The sequence below is a fragment of the Micromonospora sp. NPDC048842 genome (assembly GCF_040649935.1).
Taxonomy (GTDB): domain Bacteria; phylum Actinomycetota; class Actinomycetes; order Mycobacteriales; family Micromonosporaceae; genus Micromonospora; species Micromonospora hortensis.
Map to the genome: position 1 here is coordinate 39,869 of NZ_JBEZGK010000014.1, position 20,290 is coordinate 60,158.

The 20,290-nt window shown below is 67.7% G+C and carries 18 protein-coding genes; 12 read left to right on the forward strand and 6 right to left on the reverse strand.

Annotation, left to right across the window (positions count from 1 at the left end; genetic code table 11):
- Positions 1-80: 80 nt before the first annotated feature.
- Genes AB0C19_RS20465 through AB0C19_RS20475 form a run of 3 tightly spaced genes read right to left on the reverse strand, consistent with a single transcriptional unit; the run spans position 81 to position 3,417 of the window.
- Positions 81-584, reverse strand: coding sequence for a TrkA C-terminal domain-containing protein (locus AB0C19_RS20465; protein ID WP_357187585.1), 504 nt, complete (start codon positions 582-584; stop codon positions 81-83).
- Complete coding sequence (locus AB0C19_RS20470; protein ID WP_357187587.1) at positions 503-2,113, reverse strand: potassium/proton antiporter; 1,611 nt, start codon at positions 2,111-2,113, stop codon at positions 503-505. The genes AB0C19_RS20465 and AB0C19_RS20470 overlap by 82 nt, the downstream gene beginning before the upstream one ends.
- Positions 2,110-3,417, reverse strand: a complete 1,308-nt coding sequence (locus AB0C19_RS20475) for an ArsB/NhaD family transporter (RefSeq protein WP_357187590.1) — start codon at positions 3,415-3,417, stop codon at positions 2,110-2,112. The genes AB0C19_RS20470 and AB0C19_RS20475 overlap by 4 nt, the downstream gene beginning before the upstream one ends.
- A gap of 125 nt (positions 3,418-3,542) precedes the next feature.
- On the opposite strand from AB0C19_RS20475, the gene AB0C19_RS20480 reads away from it, so the two are divergent.
- The 4 genes from AB0C19_RS20480 to AB0C19_RS20495 all read left to right on the forward strand — a co-directional run bounded on the left by AB0C19_RS20480 (position 3,543) and on the right by AB0C19_RS20495 (position 8,335).
- Positions 3,543-4,613 (forward strand): HAMP domain-containing sensor histidine kinase, encoded by a 1,071-nt coding sequence (locus AB0C19_RS20480; RefSeq protein ID WP_357187593.1) that lies wholly within the window; start codon positions 3,543-3,545, stop codon positions 4,611-4,613.
- Entirely contained in the window at positions 4,610-5,263 is a 654-nt protein-coding gene (locus AB0C19_RS20485; RefSeq protein ID WP_357187596.1) for a response regulator transcription factor, read from the forward strand. Before AB0C19_RS20480 ends, AB0C19_RS20485 begins: the two co-directional genes overlap by 4 nt.
- Before the next feature lie 180 nt (positions 5,264-5,443).
- Positions 5,444-7,552, forward strand: a complete 2,109-nt coding sequence (locus AB0C19_RS20490) for a M14 family zinc carboxypeptidase (protein WP_357187599.1) — start codon at positions 5,444-5,446, stop codon at positions 7,550-7,552.
- Positions 7,553-7,645: 93 nt separating this feature from the next.
- A complete protein-coding gene (locus AB0C19_RS20495) occupies positions 7,646-8,335 on the forward strand; it encodes a fasciclin domain-containing protein (protein WP_357187602.1) in 690 nt (229 codons plus the stop codon).
- 6 nt (positions 8,336-8,341) lie between these two features.
- Here AB0C19_RS20495 and AB0C19_RS20500 read toward each other — a convergent pair whose 3' ends face one another.
- Positions 8,342-9,337 (reverse strand): tyrosine-type recombinase/integrase, encoded by a 996-nt coding sequence (locus AB0C19_RS20500; RefSeq protein ID WP_357187605.1) that lies wholly within the window; start codon positions 9,335-9,337, stop codon positions 8,342-8,344.
- Between the two features lie 119 nt (positions 9,338-9,456).
- Between AB0C19_RS20500 and AB0C19_RS20505 the strand changes: the two genes are divergently transcribed.
- From AB0C19_RS20505 to AB0C19_RS20520, 4 genes are all read left to right on the forward strand, one after another.
- Entirely contained in the window at positions 9,457-10,206 is a 750-nt protein-coding gene (locus AB0C19_RS20505) for a hypothetical protein (protein WP_357187608.1), read from the forward strand.
- 625 nt (positions 10,207-10,831) lie between these two features.
- Complete coding sequence (locus tag AB0C19_RS20510) at positions 10,832-11,839, forward strand: hypothetical protein (RefSeq protein WP_357187611.1); 1,008 nt, start codon at positions 10,832-10,834, stop codon at positions 11,837-11,839.
- Between the two features lie 139 nt (positions 11,840-11,978).
- Positions 11,979-12,797 carry an inositol monophosphatase gene (locus AB0C19_RS20515; protein ID WP_357187614.1) on the forward strand — a complete coding sequence of 273 codons (819 nt, stop codon included), beginning with the start codon at positions 11,979-11,981 and terminating at the stop codon, positions 12,795-12,797.
- 79 nt (positions 12,798-12,876) lie between these two features.
- On the forward strand, positions 12,877-13,587 hold the full coding sequence (locus tag AB0C19_RS20520) for a hypothetical protein (RefSeq protein ID WP_357187617.1): 711 nt from the start codon (positions 12,877-12,879) through the stop codon (positions 13,585-13,587).
- Positions 13,588-13,821: 234 nt separating this feature from the next.
- Here the strand turns inward: AB0C19_RS20520 and AB0C19_RS20525 are convergent, their stop codons facing one another.
- Positions 13,822-14,646, reverse strand: a complete 825-nt coding sequence (locus tag AB0C19_RS20525; protein WP_357187620.1) for an alpha/beta hydrolase — start codon at positions 14,644-14,646, stop codon at positions 13,822-13,824.
- A gap of 111 nt (positions 14,647-14,757) precedes the next feature.
- Here AB0C19_RS20525 and AB0C19_RS20530 point away from each other — a divergent pair, with 111 nt between their 5' ends.
- The gene (locus AB0C19_RS20530) at positions 14,758-15,222 is read left to right on the forward strand and encodes a hypothetical protein (protein WP_357187623.1); all 465 of its coding nucleotides are present in this window, start codon (positions 14,758-14,760) and stop codon (positions 15,220-15,222) included.
- A 61-nt stretch (positions 15,223-15,283) separates the two neighbouring features.
- On the opposite strand, the gene AB0C19_RS20535 is transcribed toward AB0C19_RS20530, so the two are convergent.
- The gene (locus AB0C19_RS20535; protein WP_357187626.1) at positions 15,284-16,882 is read right to left on the reverse strand and encodes a beta-N-acetylhexosaminidase; all 1,599 of its coding nucleotides are present in this window, start codon (positions 16,880-16,882) and stop codon (positions 15,284-15,286) included.
- Between the two features lie 213 nt (positions 16,883-17,095).
- On the opposite strand from AB0C19_RS20535, the gene zwf reads away from it, so the two are divergent.
- The 3 genes from zwf (at position 17,096) to AB0C19_RS20550 (ending at position 20,210) form a co-directional block, all read left to right on the forward strand.
- The gene (zwf, locus tag AB0C19_RS20540) at positions 17,096-18,475 is read left to right on the forward strand and encodes a glucose-6-phosphate dehydrogenase (RefSeq protein WP_357187629.1); all 1,380 of its coding nucleotides are present in this window, start codon (positions 17,096-17,098) and stop codon (positions 18,473-18,475) included.
- 164 nt (positions 18,476-18,639) lie between these two features.
- On the forward strand, positions 18,640-20,088 hold the full coding sequence (locus AB0C19_RS20545) for an OFA family MFS transporter (protein WP_357187632.1): 1,449 nt from the start codon (positions 18,640-18,642) through the stop codon (positions 20,086-20,088).
- Positions 20,085-20,210, forward strand: a complete 126-nt coding sequence (locus AB0C19_RS20550; protein WP_266302508.1) for a hypothetical protein — start codon at positions 20,085-20,087, stop codon at positions 20,208-20,210. Before AB0C19_RS20545 ends, AB0C19_RS20550 begins: the two co-directional genes overlap by 4 nt.
- Positions 20,211-20,290 lie beyond the last annotated feature (80 nt).

The window sequence follows — 20,290 nt, forward strand, 5'->3', positions numbered from 1 at the left end:
CCGCAACGCCGTCGCGGATCACCCACATCGGCGGCCCCGCGTCCCACTCGACCACGTCCTCTCCACGGTCGCCCGGCCCGTCACACCCGCAGCGGTGTCGCGCCGCCGCCAGTGACGTACCCGGCGACGACGCGCGCGAGGTGATCGATCGCGTCGCGGGTGCCGACGGTGATCAAGGCGTCGCCGTATCGCAGGGCCCACCGACTGTCGGGGTTGAGGGTGGGGTGGCCGTCGCGCACAACCGCGACGACGGCGGCGTCGCTGCGCAGGCTCTTCAGGGGTCGGCCGTCGTAGTCGCTGCCGGCGGGAATCGGCACCCGGGCCACAGTTACGGCGTCCACGTCCGCGTCGCCGTCCGGCACGAGGTCGATGACAGAGGTCGCCGCGAGCAGGGTGGCGAGGTGGTGGGCCTCCAACGGCGACAGCGCCGCCGCGGCGCGGACATCGGTGGGATCGCCGCGGTCGTACAGGGCGATGTCTCGGGCGCCGTTGGGGTGGCAGATCACGCCGAGTCGGGTGCCATCGCCGTTGACGAACGAGTACGAGACGCCGACGCCGGGGAGGGCGATGCGTTCGATTTCCATGACGGACTCCTCCTTGGGTGTTCCGCACCCCGTTCGGGGTCGCCGTACTCGCCGTGCCAGTGCGCCAGCCGCCCGGCGCGGCTGACCGCCCGCAGTCGGCGTTCGGTCGCCTCACGAACCGCCGGGGTGGTGAGGACGAGCAGGTCGTCGCCGGTACGCAGCCGGGTGTCCGTCGCGGGGACGAACGCGACGCCGTGGCGAACCACGAGCGGTGCCACCGCGGGGTACGGCAGCCGCAGCTCGTCCAGGTACGTGCCGTGCAGCTTCGAGCCCGCGGTGACGGTGACGTTGATGAGGTCGGCGTCGATGTTGTCCAGCGGGGCGATCTCGACCTGCAGGTCCGGGCCGACGCGATGCGGGGCCAGTCCGAGGCGTCGGGCCAGCCACGGCAGCGACGGCGCCTGAATCGCGGTGAACACCACGACGAGCACGAAGACGATGTTGAACACGACCAGGCTGCCCGGCGTGCCGGCCACCACCGGCACCGTGGCCAGCACGATGGGTACGGCGCCGCGCAACCCCGCCCAGGACAGGAACACCTGCTCGCGCAGCGGCACACGGAACGGCAACAGGGTCAGCAGCACCGAGACGGGCCGGGCGATGAGCAGCAGGGCCGCGCCGACCACCAACGCCGGCACGATCGCCGCCGGCAGGTCGGACGGTGAGACCAACAGCCCCAGCATGACGAACAGGCCAATCTGCGCGATCCAGCCGAGACCCTCGGCCAGTGACTCGGTCGCGCGGCGGTGTGGCAGGCCGGCGTTGCCGAGCACCAGACCCGCCAGGTAGGCGGCGATGAACCCGCTGGCCTGAACCAAGCCGGCGCCGGCGAAGGCGAGCACCCCGCACGCGAACGTGGCGATCGGGTACAGCCCCGAGGTGGGCAGGGTCAACCGGCGCAGCAGCCACACCGCCCCCATGCCCACCCCGACGCCGGCGAGCGCCCCGACCACCAGTTGGTAGCTCATCTGGGCAAGCATCCCGCCCGGGGACAGCGTCGTCAGACTTGTCGCGCTGAACGCCAGCACCAGGATGAACGTGGGCGCGTCGTTGAGCCCCGACTCCGCCTCCAGCAGGTTGCTCAGCCGGCGGGGCAGCGGCACGGCGCGCAGCACCGAGAAGACCGCGGCCGCGTCGGTGGACGAGACGATCGCGCCGAGCAGCAACGCCAGGTGCCATTGCAGGCCGAGCAGGTAGTGCGCCGCGGCGGCGGTGACGGCGACACTGATGAACACACCGAGGGTGGCGAGCGCGCAGGCCGGGCGCAACACCCGCCGCACATCGCTGAGTCGTGTGGTCAGGCCGCCCTCGACAAGGATCACCGCAAGGGCGGCCAACCCGAGCGCCTGCGCCAGCGCGGCGTCGTCGAACGGCAGCCCGAGGCCGCCCTCACCGAGCAGCATCCCGACGCCCAGGTACGCAAGCAGCACAGGCATCCCGGCTTTCGCGGCGATCTTCGCAGCGCCCACGCTGACAAGCGCCACCAGCGTCCCGGCGGCCAACAGCAGATACAGCGCCGGCAACGTCACGGCGCACCTCCCAGGACGAAGTAGCGCAGCCACACGTAAACGCAGGCGAGCGCGACCGTGACGATGGTCAGCAGCAGGCCGTCGCGGGTGAACCGCCAAAACGAGATCGGGTACCCGGCCCGCTGCGCCACACCCACCATCACCACGTTGGAGGCGGCTGCTACCACTGTGGCGTTACTGCCCAGCCCCGCGCCGAGCGCGAGCGACCACCACAGCATGCCGGCCTGCTCCATGCCGCCGTTCGCCGCGACGAGCTGCTCGATGATCGGGCTGGTGGCGGTCACCGACGGAATGTTGTCGACCAACGCCGACATGAGCGCCCCACCGCCGATCAAGGTCAGCGACGCGCCCAACAGGTTGTCACCGACCGCGTCAGTGGCGAACGTGCCCAACACCTGGATCACGCCGGTGTCGACCAGAGCGCCGACCATGACGAACAGTCCGGCGAAGAATGCCAGGGTGGACCACTCCACGTCGCGCATCACACTGCCCGCCTCCAGCCGCGACACACCCAGCAGGACGACGCCGCCGGTCAGGGCGATCACCGCCGGTTCCAGGTGCAGGACGGTGTGCAGGCCGAACCCGGCGAGGACGAAGGCGAGAACGATGCCGCTGAGCAGCAGCAGGCGCGGTTCGCGGATCGCGTCGCGTTCCCGCAGCGCCAGCACCGGCCCGACCCGTTCCGGGTGGTACGTCAGCGCCGACCGGAACAGCACCCGGCAGAACAGCAACAGGACACCCAGCAACACGATGACCAGCGGCGTCAGATGCACCAGGAACGCGTTGAACGACAACCCGGCCCGGGCAGCGATGATGATGTTGGGCGGATCACCGATCAACGTCGCCGTGCCGCCGAGGTTCGCCGCGAACACCTCAGCCAGCAGGAACGGCACCACGGGTACGCCGAGCTGCCGACACACGGAGATGGTCACCGGCGCGACGAGCAGGACCGTGGTGACATTGTCCAACAGCGCCGACGCGGCAGCGGTGATCAGCACCAGGATGACCATGAGCCGGTACGGTCGCCCCCGGGCCCGCTTCGCCGCCCAGATCGCCAGGTACTCGAACACGCCGGTGCGGCTCAGCACCGACACGATGATCATCATCCCGATGAGCAGGAAGATGACCCGCCAGTCGATGCCCGTGTCCGTGGAGAAGAACGCCTCCTGCGTACCGGTCAACCCGACCGCGAGCATCAGCACCGCACCGCCCACCGACGCGGCGACCCGGTCCACCCGGTCCGTGGCGATCAGCGCATACACGACCGCGAACACCGCCACCGCCAACCAGCCCGCCGTGGTCATCCACCGCCCCCCTCTGCGCGGACCCCGAAGGCCCACCCGCCGTCTGTCCCACCACCGTTGCCAACGCAGGGCGCTCCCGACATCGGGGCCAACACTCATTCCACGGCGCTGACCATGGGGACAACATGGGAGCCAGCCCCCATAGACACCCACGTGGCGCCGACGAGATCCTGGGGTACCGGAGCGTCGACACCGCCGCGGCAGCCGCGCCCGGCGGAGACAACAACGGGAGGCCCGGTACGGTGTCGCTGTTCTGGCGGATCTTCCTGATCAACGCCGCGGTCCTCACCGCGGCGACAGTCCTGGTCCTGCTGGGCCCCGTGACGGTGTCGACACCAGTCGTCCTCGCCGAGGCACTCATCCTCAGCGCCGGGCTGGTCGTCATGCTCGTCGCGAACGCGCTGCTGCTCCGGGTCGGCCTGGCACCGCTGCAACGCCTCACCCGTGCGATGACCACCATCGACCTGCTCCGCCCCGGACCCCGCCCCGCGGTCACCGGGCACGCCGGCATCGCCGCCCTGATCAGCACGTTCAACGCCATGCTCGACCGACTCGAAGCCGACCGCGCCGCCAGCAACGCCCGCGCGCTGTCCGCCCAGGAGAACGAGAGACGGCGCATCGCCCAGGAACTCCACGACGAGATCGGCCAGACGCTGACGGCCGTCCTCCTGCAGATCAGCCGCGTCGCCGACCACGCCCCGCCCGACCTACGCCCCGAACTGCACCAGGTTCAGGAGACCACCCGTGACAGCCTCGACGAGATCCGGCGCATCGCCCGCCGCCTGCGACCCGGCGTCCTGGAAGAACTCGGCCTGGTCGCCGCCCTGCGCTCACTGTTCGCGGAGATCTCCCACCACAGCGGCCTGCAGGTCCGCCGTGACTTCGCACCCGATCTACCCGCACTCACCGAGGAAGTCGAATTGGTGCTCTACCGCGTGGCCCAGGAAGGCCTCACCAACGTCGCCCGGCACGCCGGCGCCAACCGGGTCGACATCACGCTCATCCCGCACCGCAACGGCGTGCGGTTACGGATCCGCGACGACGGACGCGGCATCGACGGCCAACCGGAAGGCGCCGGCATCCGCGGCATGCGCGAACGGGCACTGCTCGTCGGCGCCCACCTCAGCATCGGCCCCGGTTCCGACGGCGGCACCCAGGTCACCCTCGACGTGCCCGGCCCGGCGGGACTGACATGACCGCACCCGTCCGCATCCTGCTGGCCGACGACCACGCACTGGTACGCCGCGGCGTCCGGCTCATCCTTGACGGCGAACCCGACCTGACCGTCGTCGCCGAGGCCAGCGACGGCGCCGAAGCCGTCGAACAAGCCCGGCTACACCACCCGGACCTGGCCATCCTCGACATCGCGATGCCCCGGCTCACCGGCCTGCAAGCCACCCGTGAGCTCATCAGAGAGCAACCGGGCCTGCGGGTACTGATCCTGACCATGTACGACAACGAACAGTTCTTCTTCGAAGGACTCCGAGCAGGCGCCAACGGATACGTCCTCAAATCCGTCGCCGACCGCGACCTCGTCGAGGCATGCCGGGCCGCCATGCGCGACGAACCGTTCCTCTACCCCGGCGCCGTCACCGCGCTGATCCGTAACTACCTCGATCGCGTCCGCAACGGCGAACCGGTACCCGAACGAGCCATCACCGGCCGCGAGGAAGAGATCCTCAAACTCGTCGCCGAAGGGCACTCCTCGAAGGAGATCGCCGAACTGCTGTTCATCAGCATCAAGACCGTCGAGCGGCACAGAAGCAATCTGCTGCAGAAACTGGGCCTACGAAACCGGCTCGAACTCACCAGATACGCCATCCGCGCGGGCCTCATCGAACCCTGACCAGACCCACCACAGCCTTCCACACACCACTGTCCCACACGGTGAGTGCCGAACTCGGCTGGCCGAGCCGCCGGGGGAGGAGCCCCGCTCAGCCGCAAGATTCCCTCAAGATCATTGCATCGATGGACTTCGACGATCATGCTGGTCAACACGCGCCACGATCAACTCGTCGGAGGCCACATGAGACGCCAGCGACCCACCCTCATCGCCGTGTCCACCCTCATCGCCGTCACCCTCACCACCGCAGCCACCCCCGCCAACGCCCAACGCGCCGCACCACCCGACCAGGTCACCGCCCTCACCGCCCACCAGGCCGACGGATACACCACCCTCGCCTGGCAACCCGTCGACGACGCCACCGACTACCAGATCGAACGCACCCCCGTCGACGCCGACAACACCCCCACCGGCACACCCACCATCGTCGGCATCTGGCGACCCAACCGCCAGATCAACCAACAGGCACCCACCTTCGCCGACGCCGGCTACAACCCCGGCGACACCTTCCAATGGCGCGTACGCGCCCGCACCGGCACCACCGAACAGCCCTACTCCGACCCGGTCACCGCCACCACCACCGCACCCTGGGGCAACCCCACCACCCCCGGCGAGCAACTACGCACCGGCTGGGAGACCACCCACGCCGCGCAGTACACCAGCGACACCGACGAGTACGCCTACACCGCCGCCATCGACGCCCTCAGCGACCGCGTACGCGTCGTCGAACTCGGCCGCACCGTCCAGAACCGCCCCATCAACATGCTCGTCATCGGCCACCCCACCCCGGCGGCCACCCCCGAAGCCGTCGCCGCCACCGCACCCGTGGCCATCAACTGCAACGTGCACGGCAACGAACCCGGCGACCGCGAAGCCTGCCTCATCATGGCCCGCCAACTCGCCTTCAGCACCGACCCCCGCATCACCGACCTGCTCAGCCACACCACCGTCCTGATCGTCCCCACCATCAACGGCGACGGCCGCGCCAACAACACCCGCGGCAACTCCACCGGCCAGGACCTCAACCGCGACTACTCCCTGATCCGCCAACCCGAAACCACCGCGTACATCAAAATGGTCCGCGACTACCGACCCGTCGCCGGCTACGACGGCCACGAGTTCGGCAACTCCCGCGCCGGCGACCTGCCGATGCTGCCCCCACGGCATCAGAACGTCGCCCAACCCATCTTCGACCAGTCCCAGGACATGATCGAAGGCCACATGTACGCCAAGGGCGCCCAAGCCGGCTGGTGGGCCTGCCCCTACGGCTGTGAAGGTGGCGGCAACGTCGGCCTCAGCGAGGAAACCATCCTGCGCAACACCCTCGGACTCAAGAACGTCACCAACTCCCTGCTGGAACTCCGCAGCTCCGGCGGCCAGACCCGCCCCGACGAGGGCAACACCGCCAACAACCGACGCCGCAAGACCTACTCCGCCCTGTGGACCTTCCACCAGTTCCTCGACTACCACCGCGCCGACCGCGCCGACATCCTGAAGGCCCGCAGCGAAGCCATCGAAACCCAAGCCGCCAACACCGGCCGGCTGGTCTTCCGCGGCTCCCGCCCCATCCCCGCCCACCCGGCACCGCACCCCGGCGACAGCCCACCACCGCTGGACGCACCCCCCGCCGACCTCATCCTCGACAACGCCCCGTGCGCCTACAAGCTCACCGACGAGCAGTACAACGGCGCACGCACCGACGGACCAGGCGGCGCGGGCAGCACAGTCGCGCAGCGCATCGCCGCGCACGGCTGGAAGGTCATCAAGACCGACGACGGCTACTACGTACCCCTCAACCAGCCCGAACGCGGCCTGATCCCGCTGCTGCTCGACACCAAGGGCGTGGAGAAGCTGACCGACGGCGAACGCGTCTACCCGACCCTCACCGGCCGGCGTAACGGACCGCTCGTCGTATCCGCCTTCACCTGCGCCGCCGACGCCACCATCAACGGCCCGGTCACCGTCCGGACGGGCGCCGCACTCGTCGCGACCGGAACGACCATCAGCGGACCAGTCAGCGCAACCCGCGCCAGCGGAGTCCTCCTCGCCGACACCACTGTCAACGGGCCACTGCAGATCACCAACACCACCGACGCGATCTCCATCATCGACGTCACCATCGCCGGCCCGGTCAACCTGTCCGGCAACACCACCGGCACCGACGCACCCCTGCTGGCCGGCAACACCATTCGCGGCCCGCTCACCTGCACCGCTAACAGCGCCGCCCCGACCAACCTCGGCGTCGCCAACACCGTGAACGGCCCGCGCACCAGCCAATGCGCGTCACTGTGACCGACGACTAGCGAGCCATCACGCCGGCGGCGCGGGCCCAACACCCGCGCCGCCGGCACCCCACCAGCAACCCCCGCACCCGTGGAGGCCGCCGTGTCGCACCCCGCCACCCCACAGCGACAACCCCGACGACACCGCGGACCGCACGGCGCTCGGCGCGTCCGACGGACGCTCGGTCTGCTCCTGCCGACCCTGCTGCTGGCCGCCTGCACCGGCAGCCCCGCAGCTCCCCGCACGAACGCCGCACCCTCTAGCGCCGCACCCCAGCCCACCGGGCCGCTCTGTGCCGCCCTACCCACCGGCACCGACCCGGGCAACCCGAGTTTCCTCGCCGGGCAACCCGTCGACCAGGCGCTGCGCTGGATCCCCACCCTCACCACGTTCGAAGCGGCACTGCGCACCAGCGGCGTCCTCACCGCCCTGGCCGCCAGCACCGGCGTCACCGTCCTGGCGCCCTCCGACGACGCCTTCGCCGCCACGTTCTCCGAGGACAACTGGGACGACCTCATGACCCACCACACCGACCAGCTCCGCACCCTGCTGAAAGCCCACCTCATCACCGGAAGCCACCCGATCGCCGACCTCACCACCGCCGGCGCCGCCACCACCCTCGACGGCGTCACCCTCACCGTCACCCGCACCGGACCCACCGCCCGCCTCGGCGACCGCGCCGACACGGTCTGCGCCGACTACCAGGCCACCAACGCCCGCATCCACATCATCAACGCCGTCCTCGGCCCCCTGCCCGTCACCGCCGACGGCACCGGCCACCGCGCACACTGACCACGCTCACCCGGGCGGCACCAGACCCGCCAGCGCGCGGTTGGTCCGGTTGGCGCGGACCGCGTCACGCTGCTGCCCGGCCGTCACCTCGATGTACGTCTGCGACGACGCCAACGACGCGTGCCCCAACAACCGCATGATCTCCGCCGCGCTCGCCCCGTCCTCCGCCAACCGGGTCGCGAACGTGTGCCGCAGCGCGTGCAGCCGCGCACCACGCGGCACCCGGTCACCGATGCCCGCCCGCCGGTAACACGACTCGACGAGATACTGCAGGCCACCACGGCGCAACGGCTCACCACGCCGATCCACCAGAAACGGCGAGTCGGGACGGACCGACCGCGAACCGAAGCGCCGCACCCGACTGTCCAGGTAGTCCCGCAGCACCCGGTCCAGATCCGCCTCGATCGGCACCACCCGAGGCCGCCCACCCTTGCCCGCCACCTCGATCCGCCGCTCACCGGGCCGGCCGCCGAGCGAGTCGACGCGCAACGCGAGCAGCTCCGACAGACGCAACCCGGCGCAGAGCGCCACCGCCAACACCGCCACGTCCCGCTCCGGCCACGGATCGCGTTGCCGACCGTCGTCGCGCGCGGCGGACGCCAGCAGCACCTCGGGGGTGTCCGCGCCGCGCAGCGGCTTCGGCTGGGGGAGTAGCGCCCGAGGCCGCCCAACCGCCGGCATCGGGTTACCCGCCACGAACCCGTCAGCGACAAGGAACGTGAAGAAACTGTTCCAGGTGGACCAGGCCCGGTGCACCGACGCGGACGCCCGGGGAGCGGCGAACCGGGCGAAGGCCGCGCGCATCACCCTGGGGGAGAGGGCGGTGATCGACAGCGCGTCCAGGGGCAGGGGAGGGGTGGCATCCTCCGCGACGAGAGTCGCGACAGTGCGCAGATCCCTGCGGTACGCCGCCAGGGTGTGCGGGGAGGGCTTGCGGGTGGCCCGGGCGGTCAGGAACTCCTCGATCAGCACCACGAGCGATTCGTCCTGTTTGTCATGCATAAGGGATATTATGCAGCATTTTCGCGTATTCGGGAAGCGGTCAGCGAGGGGGAGCGGACCTCGTCCCGGCCGCCACGAGTACGGCTGGAGCTGACCGAGAAGCACGTAACGTGCGCGGCATGACGTCGCTCGCCGCCACCTGTCCCACCTGTGGTCGACCCGGCACGCCCATCGTGTACCGGGACCTCGACGGTCCGATAGATCTGGTCTGCTCCGAGGGGCACCAGTGGCGGGCCGCTGGCCGAGCCGGGTGGGCTCCGTATGCGTCACCCACCGCCGTCGAGCACGACGCAACGACCCCGACCGAGCCCATTGACGTCAGCAAGGACGGACGGACCTGGCGGATCGGCACGGCCAGCGACGTCGCCTGGCTCGCCGGGCGCACCACACAGGGTCTCTCGGTCACCGCGGCGATCCCGCCGGTGTTCGAGGCGTACGGCACCTTCCACCGGCCAGAGGGTGTCGAGTACCACGCCCACGAACGTGCGGTGATCGACGAGCTGGTGTCGTGCACGCCGGATCAGCCCTGGTGGCTCGGCTTTCTCGACACCGGTGCCCACGACGTCGTCTTTCCGCGCGCGGCGAGGGTGTCCCTCTACGGGGACTGGTCCTACGTGTTGGTCCAGGCCGGACCGGAACAGGCTCTCGCCTGGCGCGTCGGTCACATGCGCGGCGGCGACGGGGTGCTGCCCGACCTGTTCTTCCCGGCGGATCGCTCCTGGCTCGTCTCCGCCCTGTGGGACGACACCTGGACCGACATCGGCGCCAGTGTTGCCGTGCTGACGACCCTGCGACGCAACCCGCTGGTCAACGCGCGCCTCGTCGAGCCGGACGAGGACGCGTGTCCGCCGGGCCTGATGCGCGACTGACCCCTGTCGGCAGGCTACGAGGGGACCCCCAGAACCCACCACTTTACATAATGTGCATTATCGAATCGCCTCGAAGTGGATGGGCGGGAGGTACGGCTACGTCAGTCCAGGGCCCTTGATTCCTGCGCCTTGGGCCGGAACCGGAAGTCGTGACGGCGGCTGTTGTTCGTCAGCCTTGGACGGGGCAACGCTCAGGAGCATTGGCGGGTGAATCCGGTATCGAGAGGTCGTAGGACGAGGGCGAGGAACTCGAAGCCGTGTTCCTCCCGGTGTCGCCGCGACCATCGCCTCTCCAGCGCATAACCACGGGCTGGGAGTTGACCTCGACGAACGCGTCAAGGCCGTCCTCCTGTCGCCAGCGCAGGAGGGTCTGTGTGACTTCACTGCGGCCGCTCCCCCACGAACCCGCGCTCCATCAAGATCCGACAGCAACAGGCAGGATCCGGCCGAAAGGCACGTGAAGACCGTACGAACCAATGCAGAAGGGATCTCCCGCTGGAGTGCTGGTTGTACGGAAGTGCGGCGGCGAGGACCTTGATGGAGGTTTGTCCCCCAGTGTTACAATCGATTCCGCAAAAGGACGTCGCATTTATCAGCTATTCCCTCTCTCTTGAGGAGTGCATCGATGAAGCGCACTTCCCTTCGATTAGTTCGTCAGATCGACGCCATTGTCGCATTGCTTCTTGCTGTCGTCACTAGCACTTTGGGCCTCCTCGACGTTGTGTCGCCGAAAATTGCCGGTAACGCAACACTGGCAACGCTGGCCGTAATTTCATTCGCGCTTCTACGCGATCGGTGGAACAAGGCATCTGCGGATAGGTCAACCGAAATGAGTGTCGCGACGGCATCGCAGTCGCTGACACAAATTGAGCGGCGTATGGCTTCCTTGGAAGCGGCGAGTTCGGCCGTTCTGAAGATGCAGACGACGGTTGAGGGAATTGCACACATCCGGACGGTGCGGGGTGCCGATATCGCTGCGGCGTTCTCTGAAGCCCGACAACATACTGACAGATGGCTGTTCCGTGGGGGTACAGGTACTTATACCCGCGCGGTGACTCTTCCCGAATGCATTGCGAACGCACGTCGAGATCGGCGTGCTCTACTCGTGCGTATTGAAATCATTGATCCGACAAGCTCGGTGCTGTGTGAAGCGTACAGCAGATTTCGACACGCCGTGTCGTCGCGACCAGACGGAACTGGTGAACTTTGGACAGCCGACCGCACAATGCGCGAATCCTACGCGACAATCCTCTCTGCGTGTTACCACCAACAGCGGTTCCAGTTTCTCGACATAAGCATCGGATTGTCGACGGTAATGTCCACTTTTCGGTTTGACTTATCCGCATCTCGCGTCATTATCACCCAGGACGATCCTCAATTCCCCGCCATGGTCGTCTCGAACGGCAGCCCGCTGTTCGATGGGTATGCGAATGATCTTCGGACGACGATGGCGCAGGCTAAGCGCGTAGACCTGGAGGCGGCTGCCCGGACACCCCTAAGTGACGAGCCAACCGTCACCGAGGCTCGTGCTCTTTTTGTCGCGGTTGGCGTTCCTCTGCCTAAGGGCTTCGACGACGTCTCCGTGCGAGAAGTCATCGACAAAGCAATTCGAGCCAAAAATCCCTATGAATGATGCGTTCCCGCACGCGTGGCATGTCCTATAGCTCACATGCTGTTATGATGCTGCTTGCCGTCAGCTGCAGCGAGTGCGCAGAGGCGGTGCACTCGCGATTTCGCGGATGGCGTTACCGCCGACATTGTGGAGTTCAAGCATGAATCAGCTAGACGCAGAGTTGGGCAGGCGGGTAGCCATTGATGCCGTCAATCTTGCCGGCGAGTTCATACACGAACATATGTTCGACCGTCTTTCAATCCGCGACAAGGGGGACGGTGGCGACGTTGTAACAACGCTCGACACAAGTGCGGAACGGATCATTATCGATGAAATAAGACGCACATTTCCGGATCATGCAATCGTCGCTGAAGAGTCGGGATCGCTGAGCGGCGACGGCGAGTTTACCTGGCTCGTGGATCCGCTCGACGGAACCAACAACCTTGCGATCGGATTACCGGTCCTGGCGGTAGGCGTGGCCCTGTGTCGGCGCAGAACTCCGATTCTTAGCGCGGTCCACGATCCTGTCTCTAAAAGAACATGGTCCGCGATCAAGGATCGAGGTGCCTGGGATAACGATGGGAAGACGATACGCGCGCCTGAGCGGTCCTCGACGCGTGGTCCGGTACTTGCTTGGCTGCAAGGATACGATGTTCGCCGAGATGGAGATCCTCAGGCAATTCTTGATGCGTTGATCCGTCATGGGCACCGCTTATTGGATCTTTGGGCTCCGCTGCCGTGTTGGCTCATGCTCGCAAAGGGTGACATCGATGGGATAGTGGGCTATGATGTCGGAGATCTGGACCTTCACGCTGGCAGATTGATTGCTACGGAGGCTGGAGCTGTGGTCCGAAACCTGCACGGCGAGGCACATTCGACTCAGGTTTCGGGCAAGCAGAAGCATCGCGTGGTAGCGGCACTGCCCGGTGAGATCGACAAATTGACCGAGGTTGTGTCTGAGTCGATTCGTAGCTTGTAGCGCTGGGTCACCGTTCTACCGCAGAGACGGGACTTGGCGTACGCGCAGAAGCTGCTCGGGGCGCATGAGGAGGTTTTTCGTGGATCTGCCACAGGTTGCGAATCCGTACTTGGAGCCGGCGCTGCTCGATGATCCCGACTTTATTAACCAAGCTGACAATATGCGCCCCGCCATCGAGAATTTTCTCCGGCGCCACGATCTCGTTGACGTAATTCGGCGCATGCTCGTCGATTCTGCCATGATCCGTTCAATCGCCGATGCCTCGTACGCCCATGTCAACGGGTTCGAAAAGCTTGTTGTCATGCGGGGGGTCGCCGAAAGTAACCAAGTGAGGCTGAATGTCTGGCTGCCGGGACGTGCGCGAATCAATGAGGACATTCACAACCATGTCAAAGGGTTCAGCTCCGTGGTCTTGTGTGGCCGCCTGCGCCTCCGTCATTTTGAAATAGTGAACGAGGGCAGTCCCATTGGGTCTTACCTGGCACGCCCGCCGTCGCAGAACGACGGCGATCTGCTCGAAAAACAAGCAACCGTGTCGGTCGAGGAGCGGTTCTCCGCGGACCTTCCGGCAGGGGCCCACTACTCGATTGACCACAGGCAACTGCATACAGTCCGCGCCGCAGCGGACGAGCTCACAGCAACATTGGTATTCATGACAAGTAATCGCCAGCAGGGCCCTCATGTTCTTCGGCAGGGGCCAGATCGCCAGACTATTCCACGTACTTGTTTTTCTGAAGTCGATGTCCGCGATCGTCTTGAAATGGTATTTTCTTCACTTGCCGGCTCTTGACTTCACGTAGCCGTCACCTAGCCCGCATCCGACCACCAAAGGTGCTTCGGTGGCACCAATGATCGCCGGCCGAATCTGGTTACTGCCGCGCGTCGCGAGCGATTGGCGCGTCAGACGATCGCCGCGTTGATGATTTCTGTCGCCAACACGGTCGCGGCCCGGCTTCCGGGAACTCTGAGGCCGAGCAGGGGTGTTGGCCGGGCCAGGCACGGCCCGCTCCCCCAGCTTGGGCTGTCAGTCGCGCGTGCGGCGCAGCCAGTCCTGGGTGAGTGCGCGCAGCAGGGTGGGTTGTTCGTACGGCAGGTAGTGACCGGCCGCGTCGATCACGGTGAAGGTGCCACGCGGGTAGTGGCGCATGGCGCGGAACTGGTCGGCGTAACCTGCGATCCGGTCCTGTCGGCCGGTGATCACGCTGACCGGGCCGTCGAAGACGACCTCGGCGTTCTCGTCGGGTAGCGCGTAGCCGGGGCCGTTCTGCAACTGCTGTTGGAATGTCGGGTCACCGGGACCGCCGGAGTTCAGGGCGGCGAGCACCGTCGCGACGACGGCTGGGGTGCGGTGGCCCAGGGCGGCGTCGAGGTGCGCGTGCAGTTCGGTGGGAGCGGCGTCGAGCCAGCCCGGGGGCGCTTCGAGCGGTGGGTCGTCGGGCAGGGTCCGGCTGTCGCGGGCGATGGTGACACCGGGACAGACCAGGAGCAGGCCGGCGACGAGGTCGGGTCGTTGGCGTGCGATGCCGGCGGCCAGGTACGCGCCGTAGGAGCCGCCGGCGAGCAGGACCGGCGCGTCGACGTGGTGGTCGAGCCAGGCGCAGACGGTGTCCAGCACCGCCCGGGAGGTGGGTGGGCAGTTCGCGGGGGTGTCTCCGTGGCCGGGCAGGTCCAGGTAGATCTCCCGCAGGCCGGCGCCCGCGAGTGCGGGGCTGAGGGCGGCGGCCGTGGCGGTGCGGCTCATGCTGAACATGGGTAGGCAGACCACAGTTGGTCCGGTGTCCGCTGAGTGGTCGTACGCCAGGTTCATGTGCTCCAACGTCTCATGCCCGGCGAGGTCGAGCCGGGACACCGGGCGTGAAAGCGGTGTGCGCCTACGGCGGGTGATGTCTACAGTGGTGCGCTCTGGCCGCCGCCCGTTCACCGCGATCGGCGGGGCCGCACATCACCACGGGGGAACACCTTGACGAGTAAGCCTGTCCGTATTGTCGTTGGCCTGGTCGCGACCGTCGGCCTCGTTGTGGGCTGCCAGCCTGCCGAGAAGGAGAGCGCGGGGACCGCCGCGCCGACGGCCACCGCGGCGCCCAGCCCGACCGTCGACGTGGCGGCGAACAGCAAGCAGGTCTGCGACGCGAGTCTCGATTTTGTCAAGAAGCACTACGTCGCGATGGCCGACGATGCGATCGCCGCCATCGACAAGCCGGTGAGCGCCAAGGAGGCGGGCGCGAAGGTTCGCGGTCACTACACCGCGCTGTTGCAGGACCTGCGGACGGCGGCGCCGACCGCTGCCGATCCGCAGGTGCGTACCGCGTTGGAAACCCTGGCTGCCGGGGTGGAGAAGCACCTGGCCAGTCCGAAGGCCACCGAGATCGAGGCGCCGGATCTCGACCCGCCGCTGAAGGCGTTGGACTCCGCCTGCGGTCGTTGACCGTCGTGGGCACCGGCCGGGTCGGCCGGTGCCCACGAACAGCGTGCGACGGGGGTACGGGTCAGATCCAGGGCACCTGCGGGGACGGGTAGAAGTCGACCTGTTGCAGTCGCCAGCGGGATGCCTGCTCCCCCAGCCGGGTCCGGAACGATTCCCAGTCGTGGCTGGCGGTGGTGGACCAGCCGAGTTCGGCGATCGCGGGTAGGCGGGGGAAGGCCATGTATTCGATGTCGTCCAGGGTGCGCAGCGTCTCGGACCACAGTGGGGCCTCGACGCCGAGGATGGCGTTCTCGCCGACTCCGGTGACCCGGGTGGCGGGGTCCCAGCCGTAGGCGTCGGAGACCTCGATCAGGCCGGCCCAGCGCAGGCCGAGGCGGGTGTTGGCGTCGTACTTCATGTCCAGGTAGGCCTTGTTCGCCGGCGACATGATGACCTTGTTGCCGCGGGCGGCGGCTGCGGCGAGGCTGGCGTTTGTGGTGCCGGTTCCCCAGAACTGGGCGACGGCGTCGGTGGGCAGGTCGGCCTGGGTGATCTCGTTCCATCCGGAGGCGCGTTTGCCGTACTTCGCGACCAGGGGCAGGACCCGGTTCATGAAGGTGCGGTAGTCCTCGTCGGTGGTGGCGTGGGCTTCGTCGCCGCCGATGTGCAGGAATGGTCCGGGGGTGATGGCGGCGAGTTCGCGGATGACGTCTTCGACGAAGCGGTAGGTGAGTTCGTCGTTGATGCACAGGGAGCTGTAGCCGACCGCGATGTCGGTGCGCGGGGGCGGTGCGACGCCGTCGCAGTTGAGTTCGGGGTACGTCGACTGGGCGGCGTTGGTGTGCCCGGGCATGTCGATCTCGGGGATGATCGTGATGTGTCGTGCGGCGGCGTAGGCGACGACGGCCTTGTAGTCGGCCTTGGTGAGGTATCCGGGGCCGACGCCGTCGACTCCGGTGCCGGGTCCCCCGCCGATTGTGGTGAGGCGGGGCCAGGAGTCGATCTGGATGCGCCAGCCCTGGTCGTCGGTGAGGTGCAGGTGCAGGTAGTTGATTTTGTACTGGCTGAGCAGGTCCACGTAGGCGGTGATGTCGTCGACGGTGTGGAAGTGGCGTGCGAGGTCGAGCATCGCGCCGCGGTAGGCGAAGCGTGGGTAGTCGACGATTCGTCCGCCGGGGACTGTCCAGGTGGTCCGCTGCCGGTCGGGTGCTTCGATGTCGGCGGGGAGCAGTTGGCGCAGGGTCTGGGTGCCGGCGAACAGCCCGGCGGGGGTGTTGGCGCGGATGGTGACGCCGCGGCGGGTGACGTCGAGTTGGTAGCCCTGTTGGCCGATGCGGTCGTCGGCGCCGCCGATGAGCAGGGCGATCTCGGGTAGCGGGGTGGAGCGTACGGGCAGGACGGGCAGGGGGTGGCCGGTGGCGGGGCGCAGTGTGGTGGCGAGTTGGTGACCGATGCGCAGGGCGGCGGCTGAGCCGGGGGTGGTGCGGATGACGGTCAGGGGGGTGATCCGGAAGGTGTTGTGCGCGTCGGGGTGGGTTTCGACGGGTGCGGGGATGACGTCGCTGAGGTGTCGGGTTGGTGCGGTGGGTGTCGCGGCGGTGGCGGGCGCTGTGGGCAGGATGATTGGTAGCGCGAGGGCGGCTAGGGCCAGCAGCCGTGTGGTGGTGTGTCGGCGACGCACGGTACCTCCAGGCCTCGTGGTGATCGACCTTCGTCGATTAGAGTCGCAGGCTACCGGCGTTTCGCCTGTACTGTAAACCTTCCTTAACATAAGGGCTCGTCGAGACAGTGTTGTCGCCGACCTCACGTACACCGCACGCTGGGGAATTCCTGGAGTGGGTCGTGCGGTTGTCCGTTCGGAAGATCAGGTTCGGATGATCGAATGGGAAGTGCCATGCACATGCGCTCAGACGCGGTAGTGCTGTTCGGCGTCACGGGAGACCTCGTCTCGAAGAAGCTGTTTCCGGCGCTGTACGAGTTGACCCGGCGCGACCGCCTCGACGTTCCGGTGATCGGCGTGGCCCGCTCCCCCTGGGATGATCAGCAGTTGGTCACCATGGCCCGCAAGTCGGTTGCCGAGGCCAATGACGAGATCGACGACGAGACCTTCGATCGGCTGGCGGACAACCTTTCGATGATCTCCGGCAACTACGCGGACCCGACGACGTACCAACGGCTGGCTGAGCGGCTGCGCGACGCCGAGCGGCCGGTCTTCTACCTGGCGATCCCTCCGGCGGTGTTCGGCTCCGTCGTCGAGGGCCTGGCGGCCGTGGGTCTGGCCGACCGGGGTCGGGTGATCGTGGAGAAGCCGTTCGGGCGTGACCTGGAGTCCTCCCGCGAACTGGATCGCACACTGGGCGCGGCCTTCGCGCCGGAGCACGTGTTCCGCATCGACCACTACCTCGGCAAGGAAGCCGTCGAGAGCCTCTACGCCTTCCGGTTCGCCAACCGGCTGTTCGAGCCGCTGTGGAACAACGAGCACATCGACAACATCCAGGTGACCCTCGCCGAGGGGTTCGGCACCCAGGGCCGGGCCGGGTTCTACGACACTGTGGGCGCGACCCGGGACGTGTTGCAGAACCACATCCTTCAGGTCGTGGCGCTCATCGCGATGGAGGCGCCGGCCAGCGAGGACACCGCGGCGTTCCGGGAGGCGGAGGCCGCGGTGCTGCGGCAGGTCGCGCCGCTGTCGCCGGAGTCCACCGTCCGGGGGCAGTACGCCGGCTACCGCGACGAGGCGGGCGTGGCGGTCGACTCGAACACGGAGACGTTCGTGGCCACCCGGTTGACCGTCGACTCCCCCCGCTGGGCGGGCGTGCCGTTCTACCTGCGCACCGGCAAGTCCCTGCCGGGGACGGCGACGGAGGTCGTGGTCGAGTTCAAGCAGCCGCAGCGCTCGCTGATCCCCGCCGAGCGGGGCACGGCGAGGGCCGCGAACCTGCTGCGTTTCCGCCTCGGACGCGGTGACGGCATCACCATGTCGATCCAGGCGAAGAGCCCGGGTGCCGAGGTGGCGAGCCGTCCGGTGGACCTGTCCGTCGACTTCGGCTCGGCTCTCGGTCGCCGGCAGGAGGCGTACGAGCGGCTGCTCGACGACGCGATGGACGGAGAGCACCTGCGCTTCGCGCGTGCCGAGACCATCGAGCAGGAGTGGCGCATCGTCGAGCCGATCCTGGATCTGCCGACGGCGGTGCAGTCGTACGAGAAGGGCAGTTGGGGTCCGACGGACGCCGACGCGCTGGCCGGCGGCTGGCACCTGCCGGACGTGCGGTAGTCGCGGCCGGAAGCCGAGTCGATCGCGCAGCGCGCGGCGCGGGCGCTGACTGACCGCTCAGCTCAGCGGAACGACCGTCCGGCGACGGTGAGGTTTGCCGCTAACGAGTGCTGTGGGCACGTTGGGGACCACGTTTCTCGTCCTCATCGGAGAGGAAGCAGCGCATGCTTTCCGCACTCGATCGTCGGCACACCGTCGCGCCGCCCGGCTACAGCCGGTGGCTCATCCCTCCGGCGGCGTTGGCCATCCACCTCTGTATCGGTCAGGTCTACGCGACCAGCGTCTACAAGAACTCCCTGATCGCCCACTTCGACACCAGTCAGACGGCGATCGGGGTGATCTTCAGCATCGCGATCGTGATGCTCGGGTTGTCCGCCGCTGTCGCCGGGACCTGGGTGGAGGCGAACGGCCCGCGTAAGGCGATGTTCGTCTCGGCCTGTTTCTGGGCGGCGGGTTTCCTGGTGGGCTCGCTGGGCATCGCCACCAAGCAGCTGTGGCTGCTGTACCTGGGCTACGGGCTGCTCGGCGGCATCGGGCTGGGCATCGGCTACATCTCCCCCGTCTCCACCCTGATCAAGTGGTTCCCGGACCGGCCGGGACTGGCCACCGGATTGGCGATCATGGGATTCGGTGGTGGGGCGATGGTCGCCTCTCCGCTGTCACGGCAACTGTTGTCGTTCTACGACGCCGGCTACGACCCGGCCAACGCGGGGTCGACGGCGTCGGGCAGCGCCCTGGTATGGCTGTTCGTCACCCTCGGTCTGGGCTACTTCGTGATCATGATGTTCGGGGTGGCGAACGTGCGGGTGCCGGCGCAGGACTGGCGGCCGGCCGGCTTCGACCCCGCCAGCGTGGCGGCGAAGCCGCTGGTCACCACGGCGAACGTGTCGGCGGCGAACGCGGTGAAGACCCGCTCGTTCTGGCTGCTCTGGGTGGTGCTGTTCTGCAACGTGACCGCCGGCATCGGCATCCTCGAGCAGGCCAGCCCGATGATCCAGGACTTCTTCCGCGACAACGGCACCTCGGCGGTGACAGTCGCGGCGGCCGGCGGGTTCGTGGGTCTGCTGTCGCTGTTCAACATGGCCGGTCGGTTCGTGTGGTCGTCCACCTCGGACATCATCGGCCGCAAACCGATCTACCTGGTGTACCTGGGTGTCGGCATGGTGCTCTACGCGCTGCTGGCGCTCGTCGGGCAGACCTCGACGGCCCTGTTCGTGCTGTTGGCCTGCGTGATCCTGTCGTTCTACGGCGGTGGCTTCGCGACAGTGCCGGCGTACCTGCGGGACCTGTTCGGCACCTTCCAGGTCGGTGCGATCCACGGTCGGCTGCTGACGGCGTGGTCCGCGGCGGGGATCGCCGGACCGCTGATCGTCAACGGGTTCCTCGACGCGCAGGGCGAGCCGGGCTCGCTGACCGCCGCGGCGTACCGTCCGGCGCTGTTCACGATGGTGGCTGTGCTGGCCGTGGGCTTCGTGGCGAACCTGCTGGTGCGCCCGGTGCCGCAGCGCTACCACGAACCGGCGACGGAGCAGAACCCGCAACAGGGCGCGGATGAGGAAGCGGATCGGGACATGGACGAGGACACGACGGCGCAGAGGAGTGGTACGCGATGAGTGAGGACAGCCGACCCGGGCAGCAGACCCGGTTGTGGATCTCCTGGTTGGTGGTGGCGGCGCTGCTCGGCTACGGGGTCGCCCAGACCGTCGTCACCGCGGCGAAGCTGTTCACCCACTGAGCCGGATCCGGCGGTCTACGAGCGGGTGAACGCCCCGGCGGTCTCCGACCGCACAGACACCCGGCGGTCTCCGACCGCGC

Excerpts from the sequence above, each read along its gene's own strand:
- AB0C19_RS20465 (WP_357187585.1), bottom strand. The coding sequence starts at position 584 with ATGGAAATCGAACGCATCGCCCTCCCCGGCGTCGGCGTCTCGTACTCG.
- AB0C19_RS20475 (WP_357187590.1), bottom strand. The coding sequence starts at position 3,417 with ATGACCACGGCGGGCTGGTTGGCGGTGGCGGTGTTCGCGGTCGTGTAT.
- AB0C19_RS20480 (WP_357187593.1), top strand. The coding sequence starts at position 3,543 with ATGGGAGCCAGCCCCCATAGACACCCACGTGGCGCCGACGAGATCCTG.
- AB0C19_RS20485 (WP_357187596.1), top strand. The coding sequence starts at position 4,610 with ATGACCGCACCCGTCCGCATCCTGCTGGCCGACGACCACGCACTGGTA.
- AB0C19_RS20490 (WP_357187599.1), top strand. The coding sequence starts at position 5,444 with ATGAGACGCCAGCGACCCACCCTCATCGCCGTGTCCACCCTCATCGCC.
- AB0C19_RS20500 (WP_357187605.1), bottom strand. The coding sequence starts at position 9,337 with ATGCATGACAAACAGGACGAATCGCTCGTGGTGCTGATCGAGGAGTTC.
- AB0C19_RS20505 (WP_357187608.1), top strand. The coding sequence starts at position 9,457 with ATGACGTCGCTCGCCGCCACCTGTCCCACCTGTGGTCGACCCGGCACG.
- AB0C19_RS20510 (WP_357187611.1), top strand. The coding sequence starts at position 10,832 with ATGAAGCGCACTTCCCTTCGATTAGTTCGTCAGATCGACGCCATTGTC.
- AB0C19_RS20515 (WP_357187614.1), top strand. The coding sequence starts at position 11,979 with ATGAATCAGCTAGACGCAGAGTTGGGCAGGCGGGTAGCCATTGATGCC.
- zwf (WP_357187629.1), top strand. The coding sequence starts at position 17,096 with ATGCACATGCGCTCAGACGCGGTAGTGCTGTTCGGCGTCACGGGAGAC.
- AB0C19_RS20545 (WP_357187632.1), top strand. The coding sequence starts at position 18,640 with ATGCTTTCCGCACTCGATCGTCGGCACACCGTCGCGCCGCCCGGCTAC.
- AB0C19_RS20550 (WP_266302508.1), top strand. The coding sequence starts at position 20,085 with ATGAGTGAGGACAGCCGACCCGGGCAGCAGACCCGGTTGTGGATCTCC.